The sequence below is a fragment of the Streptococcus cameli genome (genome assembly GCF_053207365.1).
In genome coordinates, this window is record NZ_JBRUIM010000002.1 from 81,441 (window position 1) to 97,832 (window position 16,392).

Consider the following 16,392-nt stretch of genomic DNA (forward strand, 5'->3'; position numbering starts at 1 on the left):
GCAAAAAAAGAAAAATATCCAAAGAAAGCGTTTTATAATAAATAAATATCTAAAATGATTTCGGAAAATGCGAAAAAATTGGCAAATTGTTTGTACAAAAATTAACAATTAGAGCAATGTGTCAGTGGTATACTGTAAGCAGTTAAAGGAAAAGGTTTGACCTTTTTACAATGAAAAATCATTAAGGAGGTATTGTGATGTCTCATCATCCAATTCACGTTTTTTCAGAGATCGGAAAACTGAAAAAAGTTATGTTGCACCGTCCAGGCAAGGAAATTGAAAACCTGATGCCAGACTACTTGGAACGTCTTTTGTTTGACGATATTCCTTTCTTAGAAGATGCTCAAAAAGAGCATGATGCCTTTGCACAAGCACTTCGAGACGAAGGAGTAGAGGTGCTTTATCTTGAAGATTTGGCAGCTGAATCCTTGGTTTCAACTGAGATTCGGGAACAATTTGTAGATGAATACATCGCTGAAGCCAATGTACGTGGTCGTGCTACACGAAAAGCCATTCGTAAGCTTTTGTTAGCCATTGAAGACAATCGGGAATTGATTGATAAGACCATGGCTGGTATTCAAAAATGTGAATTGCCAGAAGTTCCAGCTGAAGAAAAAGGTTTGACGGACTTGGTAGAATCCAATTACCCATTTGCCATTGACCCAATGCCAAACCTTTACTTCACACGGGATCCATTTGCAACGATTGGGAATGGGGTATCCCTCAACCACATGTACGCGGACACCCGTAACCGTGAGACTCTTTATGGTAAATACATCTTTACCCATCACCCTGAATACGGTGGAAAAGTCCCATTGGTTTACAACCGTGAAGAAACCACTCGTATCGAAGGTGGGGATGAACTGGTCTTGTCAAAAGATGTGTTAGCAGTTGGCATTTCGCAACGCACTGATGCTGCATCTATTGAAAAACTCTTGGTGAACATCTTTAAAGAAAACCTTGGCTTTAAGAAAGTATTGGCCTTTGAATTTGCTAATAATCGCAAATTTATGCACCTAGATACGGTCTTTACCATGGTGGACTATGATAAGTTTACCATTCATCCAGAAATTGAAGGTGACCTGCGTGTCTACTCTGTGACATATGAAAATGAAGAACTCCACATCGTGGAAGAAAAAGGTGATTTGGCAGAGCTACTAGCTGCAAACTTGGGTGTTGAAAAGGTTGATTTGATCCGTTGTGGTGGCGATAACTTGGTTGCTGCAGGACGTGAACAGTGGAATGATGGTTCTAATACCTTAACCATTGCACCAGGGGTTGTAGTGGTTTACAAACGCAATACCATTACCAATGCCATTTTGGAATCCAAAGGGCTTCGCTTGATTAAGATTTCAGGAAGTGAGTTGGTACGGGGCCGTGGTGGACCACGTTGCATGTCCATGCCATTTGAACGCGAAGATATTTAAGTATTATGGTAGAAGTCTTAGTCGGTAGTCAGCCTTTCCAGCGTGCAGCCAGTATATATGTTCGTTTTTCGGTCTTTGTGCTGGAAAGGGATATTGCCTTGTCAGACGAGTTTGATGCTCATGATGAAAAAGGTACAGTCTACGCTGTTGTTTATGAAGGAGTAAAACCTGTTTCAGTGGGGCGCTTTCTCCCTGAAACCAGAAAAAAGGCCAGATTGACGCGGATTGCAACCCTAAAAAAATACAGAGGTATGGGCTATGCTTCTAAGGTCTTACAGGCCTTGGAAGAACATGCCTATCAAAAAGGATATACCACTATCATTATTCATAGCGAGTTGGTTGCCAAGCCCTTTTATGAAAAGCATGGTTATCAAGCTTTTGGAGAAGTTTACGAAGAAGATGGCGAAATTTGTCAGTCTCTTCGTAAAAAATTAGACTAATCGAAAGATACAAACAGATATGAAGGAGAATTGATTGTTATGACACAAGTATTTCAAGGACGTAGTTTCTTAGCAGAAAAAGATTTCACACGCGCAGAGTTGGAGTATTTAATTGATTTTTCAGCTCACTTAAAAGATTTGAAAAAACGTGGTGTTCCACATCACTATTTGGAAGGCAAAAATATTGCCCTCTTGTTTGAAAAAACCTCTACTCGGACACGCGCAGCTTTTACAACAGCAGCGATTGATCTAGGTGCTCACCCAGAATACCTTGGGGCAAATGATATTCAGCTTGGCAAGAAAGAATCAACAGAAGATACTGCGAAAGTACTTGGACGCATGTTTGATGGGATTGAATTCCGTGGTTTTAGCCAACGCATGGTAGAAGAATTGGCAGAATTCTCTGGTGTACCCGTTTGGAATGGCTTGACAGATGAGTGGCACCCAACTCAGATGTTGGCAGACTACCTTACTGTAAAAGAAAACTTCGGTAAACTCGAAGGTTTGACTTTAGTATATTGTGGTGATGGCCGTAACAACGTAGCCAACTCTCTCTTGGTAACCGGTGCGATTCTTGGTGTGAACGTGCATATCTTCTCACCAAAAGAACTTTTCCCAGAAGAAGAAGTTGTTGCTTTTGCTGAAGGATTTGCAAAAGAATCGGGTGCCCGTATCCTCATCACAGATGATGCAGACGAAGCAGTAAAAGGAGCAGATGTTCTTTATACAGACGTTTGGGTATCGATGGGGGAAGAAGACAAGTTTGAAGAACGCGTCAATCTCTTGAAACCATTCCAAGTCAACATGGACTTGGTGAAAAAAGCAGAAAATGACAACCTCATCTTCTTACACTGCTTGCCAGCCTTCCATGATACCAATACTGTTTATGGTAAAGATGTAGCTGAGAAATTTGGCGTAGAAGAAATGGAAGTGACGGATGAAGTCTTCCGTAGCAAGTATGCCCGTCATTTTGACCAAGCTGAAAACCGCATGCACACCATTAAGGCTGTGATGGCAGCAACACTTGGTAACCTCTTTATTCCAAAAGTATAAGAGAAAGTAAGAATAGACCAATGAGGGCTGAGGCAGCAAAACGCCCGGTCCTCATTTTTATCAAAAACCTGAAAAGAAAAATAGAGAATGTAAAGGAAGAGAATATGGCAAATCGAAAAATTGTGGTGGCTTTGGGAGGCAATGCAATCCTATCTTCAGATCCATCTGCAAAGGCACAAAAAAAAGCCTTGGTCGATACGACTAAGCATCTTGTCAAATTGATTAAAAACGGGGATAACCTGATTATCACTCACGGAAATGGTCCCCAAGTCGGAAATTTATTGCTACAAAATTTGGCGGCAGATTCAGAAAAAAATCCAGCCTTTCCTCTGGATTCCCTAGTAGCCATGACGGAAGGATCGATTGGATTTTGGCTACAAAATGCCTTGGAAAATGAATTGACCAAAGAAGGGATTCAAAAAGAAGTGGCTTCAGTAGTGACACAGGTTATTGTTGACAAGGAAGATCCAGCTTTTGAGAAGCCAACCAAGCCAATCGGACCATTTTATACAGAAGAAGAAGCAAAAGCTGAGGCAGAAAAAACGGGAGCTACTTTTAAAGAAGATGCAGGACGAGGTTGGCGCAAGGTTGTTGCCTCGCCAAAACCAGTTGGTATCAAAGAGATTGCGACCATTCGGACCTTGCTAGATGCTGGTGAAATCGTAGTGGCCGGTGGCGGCGGAGGTATTCCTGTCATTCAAGAAGAAGACGGTACCTTAACAGGTGTAGAAGCTGTTATTGACAAGGATTTTGCTTCTCAACTGCTTGCTGAATTGGTGGATGCAGATGTCTTTATTGTTTTAACAGGTGTGGACTATGTCTTTGTGAACTTTAATAAACCAGACCAACGGAAATTGGAGCGCGTGACAGTGGCAGAATTGGAAGAATATATCCGCCAAGATCAATTTGCTCCGGGCTCTATGTTGCCAAAAGTGGAAGCAACCATGGCTTTTGTAAATCATAAACCGACATCACAAGCTGTCATTACATCACTAGAAAATCTTGGCGCCTTAATCGAATCAGAGAGTGGTACCATTATTGAAAAAGGCTAGTAATAGCCGATACGAGAAACCTGGGTATACATCTTGTTTATCCATGTTTCGGATTGTTCACGGAGAAATGACCAAACCATGATGGAGTGGTGGGGTCAAACATTTAGGAGGTTGATCATGGATCAAAAAGCAAAAAAAGGCTTTAAAATGCCGAGTTCGTATAGCATTTTGATGATTATCATTGCCTTGATGGCTGTGATGACATGGATTATTCCAGCAGGTCAGTACCAGACTGATGATGCTGGTAACTTGATTACGGGCACTTATGAGCGAGTGGCTCAAAACCCTCAAGGGATTTGGGATGTGTTGATGGCTCCAATCCGTGCCATGTTAGGACACGGAGCAACTTCAGCAGCAATCGATGTTGCCTTCTTTATCTTGATGGTGGGTGCCTTTTTAGGAGTTGTTAATGAGACAGGTGCGCTTGATGTCGGAATTGCTTCAATTGTGAAGAAATACAAGGGCAGAGAAAAAATGCTCATCTATATACTCATGCCTCTCTTTGCTCTTGGAGGCTCTACCTATGGTATGGGTGAGGAAACCATGGCCTTTTATCCGTTGTTGGTACCAGTTATGATGGCTGTTGGTTTTGATAGCTTGACAGGTGTTGCGATTATCTTGCTGGGCTCTCAAATTGGTTGTTTGGCTTCTACTGTCAATCCATTTGCAACAGGTGTTGCGTCAGCAACTGCTGGTGTCAAAGTAGCAGATGGCGCGATTTGGCGGGTTGTATTCTTTGTTGTTTTATTAGCGATGAGCATGTTCTTTGTGGGCCGTTATGCTGAAAAAGTTCAAAAAGATCCAACCAAATCACTGGTCTACAAAAATAGAGAAGCAGATATGGTACACTTTAACGTCTCCAAAGATACGAATATAGACGTACCAAGTTTAACAGCTGTCCAAAAACGGGTGCTCTGGATTTTTGTCTTGACCTTTATCTTGATGATTGCCAGCTTTATTCCATGGGGCGATTTACACGTTTCTCTCTTTGATAACTTTAATGAATGGTTAATTGGATTACCAGTCATTGGTCAGATTGTTGGAACATCCACTTATGCTCTTGGTACTTGGTACTTCTCAGAAGGAGCTATGCTCTTTGCAATGAGTGGTGTTTTGATTGGCTTTGTATCTGGTATGGGGGAAGAGCGTTTCATCAAATCCTTTATGAATGGTGCGGCGGATCTTCTCAGTGTTGCCTTGATTTGTGCTGTTGCGCGTGGTATTCAAGTCATCATGAATGATGGTTTGATCACAGCGACCATTCTTAACTGGGGTGAAGAAGGGTTGCAAGGATTGTCTTCTCAAGTCTTTATCGTCTTGACCTATCTTTTCTATCTACCAATGTCCTTCTTAATCCCATCAACATCTGGTTTGGCCAGTGCAACAATGGGGATTATGGCTCCAATGGGCGAATTTGTCAATGTCAAACCAAGTTTGATTATCACAGCCTATCAAGCTGCTTCAGGAGTTCTCAACTTAATCACACCAACTTCAGGTATCGTTGTTGGAGCACTTGCTCTTGGGCGAATTGAATTGGGTACTTGGTATAAGTTTGTTGGTAAATTGATTGCAGCCATTGTTGTAACTAGTATTATCATTCTAGTTATTGCAAGTTTCTTTTAACCATGGGGGAATAGCGATATGAACGAATTTGTGACCAGACAACACCATTTAGAATGTCTAGAAGCGATCAGTGATTTGGTCGCTTTTCCCTCTGTTTGCAAAGAGGGAGAAAATGGCACACCATTTGGTCAAGCCATTCAAGATGTCCTAGAGCATACCTTGGCATTAACAGAGCGTCTGGGCTTTAAAACCTACTTGGATCCTGAGGGGTATTATGGGTATGCAGACTTGGGTGAGGCAGAAGAAACCTTGGCCATTTTATGCCATTTAGATGTTGTTCCTGCTGGGGATTTAACCAAATGGGACACCCCGCCTTTTGAAGCAGTGATGGTAGACGGTTGCCTTCAGGGTCGTGGCACGCAAGATGACAAGGGACCCTCTATGATGGCCTTGTTTGCTGTAAAGGCCTTGATGGACGCAGGAATGCAGTTTACCAAAAAAATTCGATTTATTTTTGGCACAGACGAAGAGACATTGTGGCGGTGTATGAACCGCTACAACGAAAAAGAAGCCCTTGCGACCATGGGATTTGCACCTGATTCAGCCTTTCCTTTAACCTATGCAGAAAAAGGATTGTTGCAGGCAAAATTAGTTGGACCAGGAGCTCTTGATGTGCAATTAGAAATAGGCCAAGCCTATAATGTTGTTCCAGCAAAAGCCAGCTACAAAGGGGACTGGATAGAAACAGTAAAAACAGAACTCAATCGCCTCGGTTTTGAATACGAAGAAACAGACGAGACAATTACTGTTTTAGGAATCTCTCGCCATGCAAAAGATGCAGCAAAAGGTGTCAATGCTCTGGTTCGATTGGCCAAGGCTTTGAGGGTTCATTCTGACCATCCAACCTTGCGATTTATCGCAGAAGGAGTAGGGGAGGATGCAACGGCCTCAAATTTATTTGGTCTACTAACCGATGAGCCATCAGGCGATTTAAGTTTTAACATCGCAGGTCTAACCATCACGGAAGATACTTCTGAGATTCGTCTGGATTTGCGGATACCGGTTTTGGTGGATAAGGAGTCTTTGGTTGCTACCTTGTCAGAAAAAGCAAGTAGCTATGGTTTACAATATGAAGAGTTTGATTACCTACCATCTCTTTATGTGCCACTAGATAGCGAATTGGTTTCTACATTGATGCGTGTTTACCAAGAAAAAACGGGAGACATGAGACCAGCCAAATCCTCTGGTGGGGCCACCTTTGCAAGAACAATGCCAAATTGTGTGGCTTTTGGAGCTTGTTTCCCAGGAGGTTTGCAGACCGAGCACCAAGAAAATGAACGTATTCTCTTAACCGATATGTACCGTGCAATGGACATTTATGCAGAAGCCATTTACAGATTGGCGGCAAAACAGTAGTTCTTTTAACCACAAACGAATCTTGGAGGACATCAGATGAAAACAAAGAAAATCGTTTCTCTTTTATTGCTTTGTATCAGTTTATGGGTATTCCAACCCCTTGTTTCAGCCTGTACAGGATTTATTATTGGAAAAGACTTAACGGAAGATGGTAGCTGGCTCTACGGTCGAACAGAAGATTTAGAGCCCAATCACAATAAAACATTTGTGGTTCATGAACGAAAAGAAAATGCGCAAGGGGCAATGTGGAAAGACCAAGCCAACGGTTTTGAATACCCACTGCCAGCAATTTCGTTTAAATACACTGCTGTACCAGATGTGACACCAGAATACGGGGTTTATGATGAGGCAGGATTTAATGAATATGGGGTATCCATGTCAGCAACTGTTTCTGCAACGGCCAATGACGACATCTTGAAATTAGATCCTTATGTAGAAGACGGCTTGGCTGAATCTTCCATGGCGAGTATCATTTTACAACAAGTCAAAACAGCCCGTGAAGGGATAGAATTGCTGGCTAAAATTGTGACAGAAAAAGGATCAGCAGAAGGGAATATTGTTGTCTTAGCAGACAAAGAAGGTGTCTGGTATATGGAAATCTTATCTGGTCACCAATATGTTGCAATCCAATTTCCAGCAGATAAATTTGCAGTATTTCCAAATACCTTCTATCTCGGCCACGTTGATTTTTCAGATAAAGAAGGAGTCATTGCTTCTGATAATGTGAAAGGGCTGACCGAAGAAGCCGGGACTTATCAAGAAGTGGATGGACAATTTCATATTGCCCAATCCTATAATCCACCATTAAAAGATGCCAATCGTTCCCGTTCTTACTCTGGAATCAAAGCCCTAGATGAGTCAGCAGCAGTGACCTATGAAGATGAGTACTACGAGCTCTTGCATTCTTCTGACAAGAAATTCAAACTAGAAGATGCCATGGCCCTGCAACGCAATCGATTTGAAGGCTTAGACTTGAAGCCATTGGATCAAATGGAGTTGGATGGCAAAGGAAAACCAGAATCAAAAAATGCTGTTGAAGGCTATGCCTATCCCATTTCCAATGAAAATGTCATGGAAGCACACATCTTCCAATTAAAAGAAGAAATTCCAGCTGAATTAGGTGGAGGGGTGATGTGGTTGGCAATTGGTAGCCCAAGAAATGCACCCTATTTACCATATTATGGTAACATTACAGAGACCTATAAAGCTTATCAAGATACCAGTGTGGAATATAGTCCGGATTCATGGTATTGGGTGATTTCCCACATCAATGATATGGTGGCTCAATATCCAACCGAATTTGGTACAGAAGTTATTGATGAAGTAAAAACGCTCGAGCAAACGTGGATAACTGCTCAAAAAGAGCAAGACCAAAAAGTGATTGCCCTTCATGCAGAAAATCCAGAAAAAGCAGCTCAAGTTGCGACTCAAGATAGCTTGAAACGGGCAGAAGAAACCTTCTTACGGCTCAAAGAAATCGAAGCGTCTTTGGAAAAACAAGTGAAATCCTTGAAACAAGGGTCTGAAAAGAAAGCAACCAACAAAGAGGAAAAATCTACTTCTTCTAACATGAATGGTTGGTTTATTGGTCTTATACCACTTATTTTGATTGGTGGATATATCTTTTATAAGAAATCAAATCAGCAGTAAGCGTCTATCACCATATTCCTAGGACGTTTGACGTTCCTAGGAATGTTTGCTATAATGAACAAGAGGTGGGTTATGGCATTTACAATAAAACGATTTGATGAATTAACAAAAACAGAACTCTATGATATTTTAGCCTTGCGTCTAGCTGTTTTTGTGGTAGAACAAAATTGCCCTTATCAAGATTTGGATGGAAAAGATCAAGATTGTCTACACGTCTGTTTCTATGAAGATGGGGAATTAGCTGCCTATGCGCGTCTGTTTTCAAAAGGAGTTATGTTTGAACAGGCTTCTATTGGTCGAGTGATTGTGGCTGAAAAACACCGAGGAAAAGATTTGGGCAGACGCTTAATGCAGACCTGTATTTCCTATATTTTGGAAGAAATGGGTGAGAGCCAGATTCAAATTTCAGCTCAAAAATATTTAGATGCCTTTTATGAATCACTGGGCTTTGTAGCTATTTCAGAAGTCTATTTAGAAGATGGCATTCCTCATCAAGATATGTTATTGGATAAAAAATAAAAAGACACCTTAGGTGTCTTTTTATCGTTTGCTAAAAAAGAAAGGTGGCGTGTACTGCTTAAGGGTCTCAAAACACGCTTGGGCTGCCGTAGCATCTTCACAGATAATCAGGCAGACATCGTCTCCACAAATGGTTGCGACTATTTGTGGAATTTCCATGGCATCTAAAATGGATCCAAAGGACTGAGCGAGTCCCGGTAAGGTTTTTAGAACAACCTGGTGTTGGACAGGTTTTAACATGACTAGGGCGTCTTCCATATAAAAACGCAGGCGTTTTTCCCAACGAGAAGGAGCGATAGTATTGATGATATAGTAGGTTGAGCCTCCTTCTGTAATTTTGACCAAATTCAATAACTTAATGTCTCTAGAGAGTGTTGATTGGGTCACATGGACATCATTTCGTTCCAGTAGTTCCTGCAATTGTTGCTGGGTATGGATTTTGTTTTCCATGACGAGTGAGCGAATGAGTTGGTGACGGCTTTCAATTTTATTCATAGGATTACCTGTTAGGAAATAAACATGGCATCGCCAAAGCTAAAGAAACGGTAGCGTTCTTCAACGGCATGGCGATAGGCTTCAAGGACAAATTCACGACCTGCAAAGGCAGAAACCAACATGACCAGTGTGGATTTTGGTAGGTGAAAATTGGTTGAAAAAGCATCGACAACGGTAAAGGTATAACCAGGTTTAATAAAGATATTGGTCCAGCCTGAATCTGCTGCTAGCTTTCCATCAAATTTGTTGCCAATGGTTTCTAAGGTTCGAATAGAAGTCGTACCAACAGCTACAATACGTCCACCATTTTCCTTGACGGCATTCAAGGTATCTGCGGCCTCTTGACTGAGCTGGTAGTATTCTGAATGCATTTCATGCTCATCCACATTGTCAACTGATACAGGACGAAATGTTCCCAATCCAACGTGCAAGGTCAAGTAAACCAACTTCACGCCTTTGGCATCAATTTTTTCAAGCAATTCTTGGGTAAAATGAAGACCTGCAGTTGGCGCAGCAGCAGAGCCATTTTCTTTGGCGTAAACCGTTTGGTAACGTTCCTTGTCTTCCAATTTTTCGTGTATATAAGGCGGCAGTGGCATTTCGCCTAGGCTTTCTAGGACTTCAAGGAAGATTCCCTCGTATTGGAATTCGACGATGCGCCCACCGTGCTCTAATTCTTCCACGATTACCGCCTGCAAGCGGCCGTCTCCAAAAACGACCTTGGTTCCGACTTTGAGCCGTTTGGCTGGTTTTGCTAAGACTTCCCATTGGTCTCCCTGGGTGTTTTTCAAGAGCAGCAATTCAACATGCCCATGCGTGTCAGGTTTTTCCCCATAAAGACGGGCGGGGAGGACACGGGTATTGTTCATGACCAGGGCATCACCTGGTTGCAATTGGTCCACGATGGCATCGAAATGGCTGTCGATCATGGTTTTCTTTTCCTTGTCTAATATCAGCAATTTAGAAGCATCACGGATTTCAAGTGGCGTTTGGGCAATCAGTTCTTCTGGTAATTCAAAATCAAAATCGTTAGTGTTCATAATCTTCCTTTGTTAAATAAGTGGTGTTAAGAGATAAAAAAGCAATAAAAATGGGCACAAGAGTAAGAAGACCCCAATTACTAATAAGAGAATGCGGAGCCATTTGATACTTTTGATAAAATAGGCGATAAGGCAGAGTACAAGACCTGCCAAAAATAACATCAATACTTCTGGTAACATGGTTTTATTATACCATATTTTACATTTTTTCGGTTAAGACTTGACAAAAATTGGTATAGACCGTTATAATGGTTATAACCACTTGAGGAGGATAAGAACATGAAAATAATAATAGTTAAAGACGCTGTTGAAGGTGGAAAAGTTGCCTTTGATATTCTTTCAGAAAAAGTTGCGGCCGGTGCAAAAACCTTGGGTCTCGCAACTGGTAGTACTCCGATTACCTTCTACCAAGAAATTGTCAAAAGCGATTTGGATTTTACCGATATGGTTAGTATTAATTTGGATGAATATGTTGGCTTACCAGTCGAAAACGACCAAAGTTATGATTACTTCATGCGGGATAATCTTTTTAATGCCAAACCCTTTAAGGAAAATCATTTGCCAAATGGATTAGCGGAAGATTTAGACGCAGAAGTAAAACGTTATGACCAAATCATTGACGAAAATCCAATTGATTTCCAAATCTTAGGAATTGGCCGCAACGGCCACATTGGGTTCAATGAGCCAGGAACATCCTTTGATGTGACAACCCATGTTGTGGATTTGACAGAAAATACCATTGAAGCCAACAGTCGTTTCTTTGCTAGTATGGATGATGTACCAAAACAGGCCATTTCCATGGGGATTGCTTCCATCTTGAAATCCAAGACAATTGTTCTTGAGGCCTTTGGGGCAGAAAAAGCAGATGCCGTTGCACAAATGGTCAATGGTCCGATCACGGAAGACCTTCCAGCCAGTGTGTTACAAAAACACGACGATGTTGTTGTTATCGTAGATGAGGCGGCTGCTTCAAAACTATAAACAGGATAGCCCCTAATCTGTTTGGGGCTTTTTTGTGTTATACTAAACTTCAGAAAGTGAGGGATTATGCGACTGGATCAATTACTTGGAAAAGCTGGATTAGGTGGCCGCAATGCTGTAAAAAAATTGATTCGTTCACGCCAAGTACGGGTAGATGGGAAAGTTGCTACAAAAGATAGCTTGATTGTGGACTCTGGACTACAAAAAATCACAGTTTCTGGTCAGATTATTAGAGGAAATTCGTCCGCCTACTTCCTTCTTAACAAACCAGCCGGCGTCGTGACAGCGGTCAGTGATGCCAAACACCAGACAGTAGTAGATCTCTTATCAGAAAAGGACAGGCAGGATGGCATTTATCCTGTTGGGCGATTGGATCGAGATACTGAAGGGCTAGTCATCTTAACCACCAACGGTCCCCTTGGCTTTCGCATGCTCCATCCTAGACACCACGTATCAAAGACCTATTTGGTAGAAGTGAATGGCCAGTTAAAAGAAGACGCACCAGAATTTTTTGCAGAGGGAGTAGTCTTTTTGGATGGGACCAGCTGCCAGCCAGCCCACCTAGAAATCATTGAGACTCGTCCTGAAAAAAGCAGTGCTTATTTGACTATATCGGAAGGAAAGTTTCATCAGGTCAAAAAAATGTTTCTGGCCTACGGGTTAAAAGTAACCTATCTCAAGCGGGTTGCCTTTGGAGGATTTCGTTTGGAAGAAACGCTCCCCGCTGGTCAGTATAGGAAGTTGACAAGAGCAGAAGAAGCCCATTTAAAGACCTATTTCGATTAGAAGAGTTGGTGGGGACCACTCTTTTTCTTTTGTTAAAAATACGTAAGGATATGGCCAAATTGGCTATAAAAAAAGAGGGATTGCCCTCTTTTTAATTTACTTATAGATAGCGACTAGCAATGACGCGATCACCAAGATAATCTTCCTTTTGACCGTTGACCACTTGATAGGCATCTGCGCCTTTTCCAGCAATGATGACCGCATCGGAATCTTTCGTGGTAAGGCTTAGAGCCTCTTGAATCGCTTTTTCTCGATCGACCTGAATTTGAACTGGTCGTGTAACGTGATTGGCTATTTCTTGGCAAATGGCTTGCGGGTCTTCGAAGTTTGGATCATCGGCTGTTAAGATGACTTGGATAGCTGGATGGGCATTGATGACCCTTGCAAAGTCTGCTCGACGGCTCTCTGCCTTGTTGCCAGTGGAGCCAATAATCAAGATGATTTGCCCTTTCTGGTGTTGTTCTACTACTCCGAGTAATTTTTCTAAGCTGTCCCCATTATGGGCATAGTCAATGAAAACTTTTGCACCATTGGTTTGGGTGACGACTTCCATTCGGCCTGGGACAACTGTTTCAGCAATTCCTTTTTGAATATCTTCTAAGCTGGCTCCTAGACGCAGGCAGGCCAGTCCTGCAGCAATGGCATTGTCTTGGTTAAACTGACCGATCAACTGGATAGTGTAGTCACCAGCAAGGGTTCCGTTTGTGGAAAAGGAGAAGGCTTGGCTGTTCTCAACAGCATTGTCAGAGCCATGTCCATAGGCTTCCCAATCTTTTTCAGCAACACTGTCGAGGACAAAATCCGCGTGGTCCATGCCCTTGTTTATGATAACAGCTCTGCTATTTTCCAATAGAAGGCGCTTGTGGTAAAAATAATCTTCGAAACTGGGATGCTCAATCGGTCCAATATGGTCTGGGCTGATGTTCAAGAAAACCCCAACATCAAAGGTTAATCCGTAGACTCGCTTTACCAAATAGGCTTGGCTGGATACTTCCATGATCAAATGGGTCATGCCATTGTCAACTGCTTGGGCCATCATGGAAAACAAATCCAAACTTTCAGGTGTGGTCAAGGCCGACTTGAAAAAGGTTTTCCCATCCAGCGTCGTGTTCATGGTGGAAAGCATGGCTGGCTTGTGGGATTGTTGCAAGATGTGGTATGCAAAATAGGCTGCAGTCGTCTTTCCTTTTGTGCCAGTAAAGGCCAGAAGTTTAATTTTCTTTTCTGGATGCTGGTAAAATTCCATGGCAACCAAACTCATGGCTTGTTTGATGTCATTGACGAGAATAGCAGGAATCGCAACGTCGTAGTCGGTTTCACTAATGTAAAAGCCCAAACCTTGTTCAATGGCCTGCTCTAGGAATTCCTTTTTAAAGGCAGCTCCCTTGGCAAAAAAGAGGGTTGTTGGACTAACCTTGCGACTATCGTAACTGAGGGCATCGAATGTTACTTCCTTCCAGTGATGAGCAAACTCTCCTTGATGGACAATACTGCGAAAATTTTGGTCTTGTTTTAAAATAGCTAATACAGTTTCAATCTTAATCATGTTACTATTGTAAACCGATTTAGGTGGTTTGACAAGTAAAACAGGTAAAGTCAGCTATAAAGAAATCCAAAGACGGTCTTTTTAAATAACTATGGGAAAAACGATTTATAAACAGGCCTTTCATGCTATAATAAAACTAGGAATAACAAAGGAGAGTACCATGACAGATTACAAATTAGATACGATTTTAGCCCAGGCAGGGATTAATTCAGATAAGGCTACTGGAGCCTTGATTTCTCCCATTCATTTGTCAACGACCTACCAGCACCCAGAATTTGGACAGTCCACTGGTTTTGACTATACGAGGACCAAGAACCCAACTCGTTTGAATTTAGAAAAAACATTGGCCAAGATTGAAAAGGCAGACTATGCCTTGGTGACATCTTCTGGAATGGCGGCCCTTGTCTTGCTCTTTAATTCCTTTCCGGATCGCTCAAAAGTTGTTGCGGCACGTGATTTGTACGGTGGCTCTTTCCGCTGGTTTAACGAACAAGAAGAAAAAGGCCGGTATTTCTTTACCTATACCAATACTGAAGAAGAGATGCTAGCAGCCATTTCAGATGAAACAGACTATGTCTTTATCGAAACTCCAACCAATCCATTGATGGTGGAATTTGACATTGCAAGAGTAGCAGAAAAAGCTCACCAGCATGGAGCACTGGTGATTGTCGACAATACGTTTTATAGTCCAATTTACCAAAATCCCTTGGTACTGGGAGCAGATATTGTCATGCATTCAGCTACCAAGTACCTCTCTGGTCACAATGATGTGTTGGCGGGTGTCTTGATGACCAATGACCAGGCCATTTATGACAAACTGTTCTATGACCAAAATACAACGGGTCCGACCCTGTCACCGCTTGATTGTTACCTCTTGATGAGAGGGCTCAAAACCCTATCTCTTCGGATGGAACGTTCGACTCAAAATGCCCAAAAAGTGGTCGAATTCCTTCGCAATCATCCAGCTGTTAAGGAAGTGTTTTATACTGGAAAAGGGGGCATGGTGTCGGTTAAGGTGGAGGATGAAGGAAGGATTCCAGCCATTTTGAATACCTTAAAAGTCTTTACATTTGCGGAGAGTTTAGGTGGTGTTGAGTCTTTGATTACCTATCCAGCAACTCAGACCCACGCTGATATTCCAGCAAGCGTTCGTCATTCATACGGCTTGACCGACGACCTCTTGCGTTTGTCTATCGGGATTGAGGATGCAGATGATCTGATTGCAGATTTGAAACAAGCTTTGGAGGTTTAGATGGCAACATTTGATTTTACAACCAGGCCCAATCGGTTGGACCAAAACACCATGAAGTGGCATAGCAGTGAAAAAGACCCGGATCTATTACAAATGTGGGTGGCTGATATGGACTTTCCGCCCTTACCGAGCGTGAAAGAAGCCTTGATTTCATACGCTTCAGAACATGTTTTTGGCTATCCTTATGCTAGCGACAGCCTCTACCAAAGCATTATTGACTGGGAAAAAGCAGAGCATGGCTACGCCATTGAACGAAAAGACATTCTTTTGATTGAAGGGGTTGTTCCAGCCATTTCAGTTGCGATCCAGGCCCTCACTAAGGAAGGCGACAGTGTGCTGATCAATACCCCTGTCTATCCTCCTTTTGCTCGGTCTGTTAAGCTCAACAAGCGTAAGTTGGTTAACCATTCATTGGTTCTTCAAAACAATCGCTTTGAGATTGATTTTGTCCAGCTTGAAAAAGACATTGTAGAACAAGATGTTAAACTCTATATTTTATGTAGTCCCCACAATCCTGGTGGACGGGTATGGAGCAAGGAAGAACTACTTCAGATTGGGAAAATTTGCCAAAAGCACCATGTCTTACTGATTTCGGATGAGATCCATCAGGACTTGGCTCTCTTTGGCAACCAGCACCATAGTTTCAATACGGTATCACCAGATTTTAAAGACTTTACCATTGTCCTTGGCTCTGCCACCAAGACATTTAATATTGCAGGTACGAAAAATAGTTTTGCCATTATTGAAAATGAAGCCTTGCGGAAAGCTTTTTACGACCGTCAGTTGGCCAACAACCAACATGAAATTCCAACCATTGGCCTGATTTCGACAGAAGTAGCCTTGCGGACTGGAAAACCTTGGCTAGAAGAGTTGAAGACTGTTTTGGAGAAAAATATTCAATATGCAGTTGATTACCTTGAACAAAACAGCCAGATAAAGGTCATGAAACCAGAAGGGACCTATTTGATTTGGCTGGATTTCTCAGCCTATGGCTTAAGCCATAATGAGGTGCATGATAAGTTGCTTAAAGAGGCTAAGGTTGTCTTAAATGATGGAATTGCCTTTGGGAAAGAGGGCAAGCTCCATGCCCGATTGAATGTAGCGACACCATTAGAAACTGTTCAAGAGGCCTGCAAACGCATTGTCGCCGTATTTGGATAATAAAAAAGGTT

The 16,392-nt window shown here is 42.1% G+C and carries 16 protein-coding genes; 12 read left to right on the top strand and 4 right to left on the bottom strand.

Annotated elements, in window-relative coordinates:
• The first annotated feature begins 197 nt into the window (after positions 1-197).
• The 8 genes from arcA to ACVR1I_RS05865 all read left to right on the top strand — a co-directional run bounded on the left by arcA (position 198) and on the right by ACVR1I_RS05865 (position 9,120).
• Positions 198-1,427, top strand: a complete 1,230-nt coding sequence (gene arcA, locus ACVR1I_RS05830; RefSeq protein ID WP_447443091.1) for an arginine deiminase — start codon at positions 198-200, stop codon at positions 1,425-1,427.
• A gap of 5 nt (positions 1,428-1,432) precedes the next feature.
• Positions 1,433-1,867 carry a GNAT family N-acetyltransferase gene (locus ACVR1I_RS05835; protein ID WP_447443092.1) on the top strand — a complete coding sequence of 145 codons (435 nt, stop codon included), beginning with the start codon at positions 1,433-1,435 and terminating at the stop codon, positions 1,865-1,867.
• Positions 1,868-1,906: 39 nt separating this feature from the next.
• On the top strand, positions 1,907-2,920 hold the full coding sequence (gene argF, locus ACVR1I_RS05840) for an ornithine carbamoyltransferase (protein ID WP_447443093.1): 1,014 nt from the start codon (positions 1,907-1,909) through the stop codon (positions 2,918-2,920).
• 104 nt (positions 2,921-3,024) lie between these two features.
• Positions 3,025-3,972, top strand: a complete 948-nt coding sequence (arcC, locus tag ACVR1I_RS05845; RefSeq protein ID WP_447443094.1) for a carbamate kinase — start codon at positions 3,025-3,027, stop codon at positions 3,970-3,972.
• Between the two features lie 117 nt (positions 3,973-4,089).
• A complete protein-coding gene (locus ACVR1I_RS05850; protein WP_447443095.1) occupies positions 4,090-5,595 on the top strand; it encodes a YfcC family protein in 1,506 nt (501 codons plus the stop codon).
• An 18-nt stretch (positions 5,596-5,613) separates the two neighbouring features.
• Complete coding sequence (locus ACVR1I_RS05855; RefSeq protein ID WP_447443096.1) at positions 5,614-6,951, top strand: dipeptidase; 1,338 nt, start codon at positions 5,614-5,616, stop codon at positions 6,949-6,951.
• 36 nt (positions 6,952-6,987) lie between these two features.
• Entirely contained in the window at positions 6,988-8,601 is a 1,614-nt protein-coding gene (locus ACVR1I_RS05860) for a C69 family dipeptidase (RefSeq protein ID WP_447443097.1), read from the top strand.
• A 72-nt stretch (positions 8,602-8,673) separates the two neighbouring features.
• Complete coding sequence (locus ACVR1I_RS05865; RefSeq protein WP_447443098.1) at positions 8,674-9,120, top strand: GNAT family N-acetyltransferase; 447 nt, start codon at positions 8,674-8,676, stop codon at positions 9,118-9,120.
• A 21-nt stretch (positions 9,121-9,141) separates the two neighbouring features.
• Here ACVR1I_RS05865 and ACVR1I_RS05870 read toward each other — a convergent pair whose 3' ends face one another.
• Genes ACVR1I_RS05870 through ACVR1I_RS05880 form a run of 3 tightly spaced genes read right to left on the bottom strand, consistent with a single transcriptional unit; the run spans position 9,142 to position 10,835 of the window.
• A complete protein-coding gene (locus tag ACVR1I_RS05870) occupies positions 9,142-9,615 on the bottom strand; it encodes an arginine repressor (protein WP_447443099.1) in 474 nt (157 codons plus the stop codon).
• An 11-nt stretch (positions 9,616-9,626) separates the two neighbouring features.
• Positions 9,627-10,655, bottom strand: coding sequence for a tRNA preQ1(34) S-adenosylmethionine ribosyltransferase-isomerase QueA (gene queA / locus ACVR1I_RS05875; protein WP_447443100.1), 1,029 nt, complete (start codon positions 10,653-10,655; stop codon positions 9,627-9,629).
• A 12-nt stretch (positions 10,656-10,667) separates the two neighbouring features.
• The gene (locus ACVR1I_RS05880; RefSeq protein WP_447443101.1) at positions 10,668-10,835 is read right to left on the bottom strand and encodes a hypothetical protein; all 168 of its coding nucleotides are present in this window, start codon (positions 10,833-10,835) and stop codon (positions 10,668-10,670) included.
• 99 nt (positions 10,836-10,934) lie between these two features.
• Between ACVR1I_RS05880 and nagB the strand changes: the two genes are divergently transcribed.
• Positions 10,935-11,636 carry a glucosamine-6-phosphate deaminase gene (nagB, locus tag ACVR1I_RS05885; RefSeq protein WP_447443102.1) on the top strand — a complete coding sequence of 234 codons (702 nt, stop codon included), beginning with the start codon at positions 10,935-10,937 and terminating at the stop codon, positions 11,634-11,636.
• 66 nt (positions 11,637-11,702) lie between these two features.
• On the top strand, positions 11,703-12,422 hold the full coding sequence (locus ACVR1I_RS05890; protein WP_447443103.1) for a pseudouridine synthase: 720 nt from the start codon (positions 11,703-11,705) through the stop codon (positions 12,420-12,422).
• A 100-nt stretch (positions 12,423-12,522) separates the two neighbouring features.
• Here ACVR1I_RS05890 and ACVR1I_RS05895 read toward each other — a convergent pair whose 3' ends face one another.
• A complete protein-coding gene (locus tag ACVR1I_RS05895) occupies positions 12,523-13,968 on the bottom strand; it encodes a UDP-N-acetylmuramoyl-L-alanyl-D-glutamate--L-lysine ligase (RefSeq protein ID WP_447443104.1) in 1,446 nt (481 codons plus the stop codon).
• Positions 13,969-14,128: 160 nt separating this feature from the next.
• On the opposite strand from ACVR1I_RS05895, the gene ACVR1I_RS05900 reads away from it, so the two are divergent.
• Both ACVR1I_RS05900 and ACVR1I_RS05905 read left to right on the top strand, forming a co-directional pair.
• Positions 14,129-15,220 (top strand): cystathionine gamma-synthase, encoded by a 1,092-nt coding sequence (locus tag ACVR1I_RS05900; protein WP_447443105.1) that lies wholly within the window; start codon positions 14,129-14,131, stop codon positions 15,218-15,220.
• Entirely contained in the window at positions 15,221-16,381 is a 1,161-nt protein-coding gene (locus ACVR1I_RS05905) for a MalY/PatB family protein (RefSeq protein WP_447443106.1), read from the top strand. It abuts the gene before it with no gap.
• The last annotated feature ends 11 nt before the right edge of the window (positions 16,382-16,392 follow it).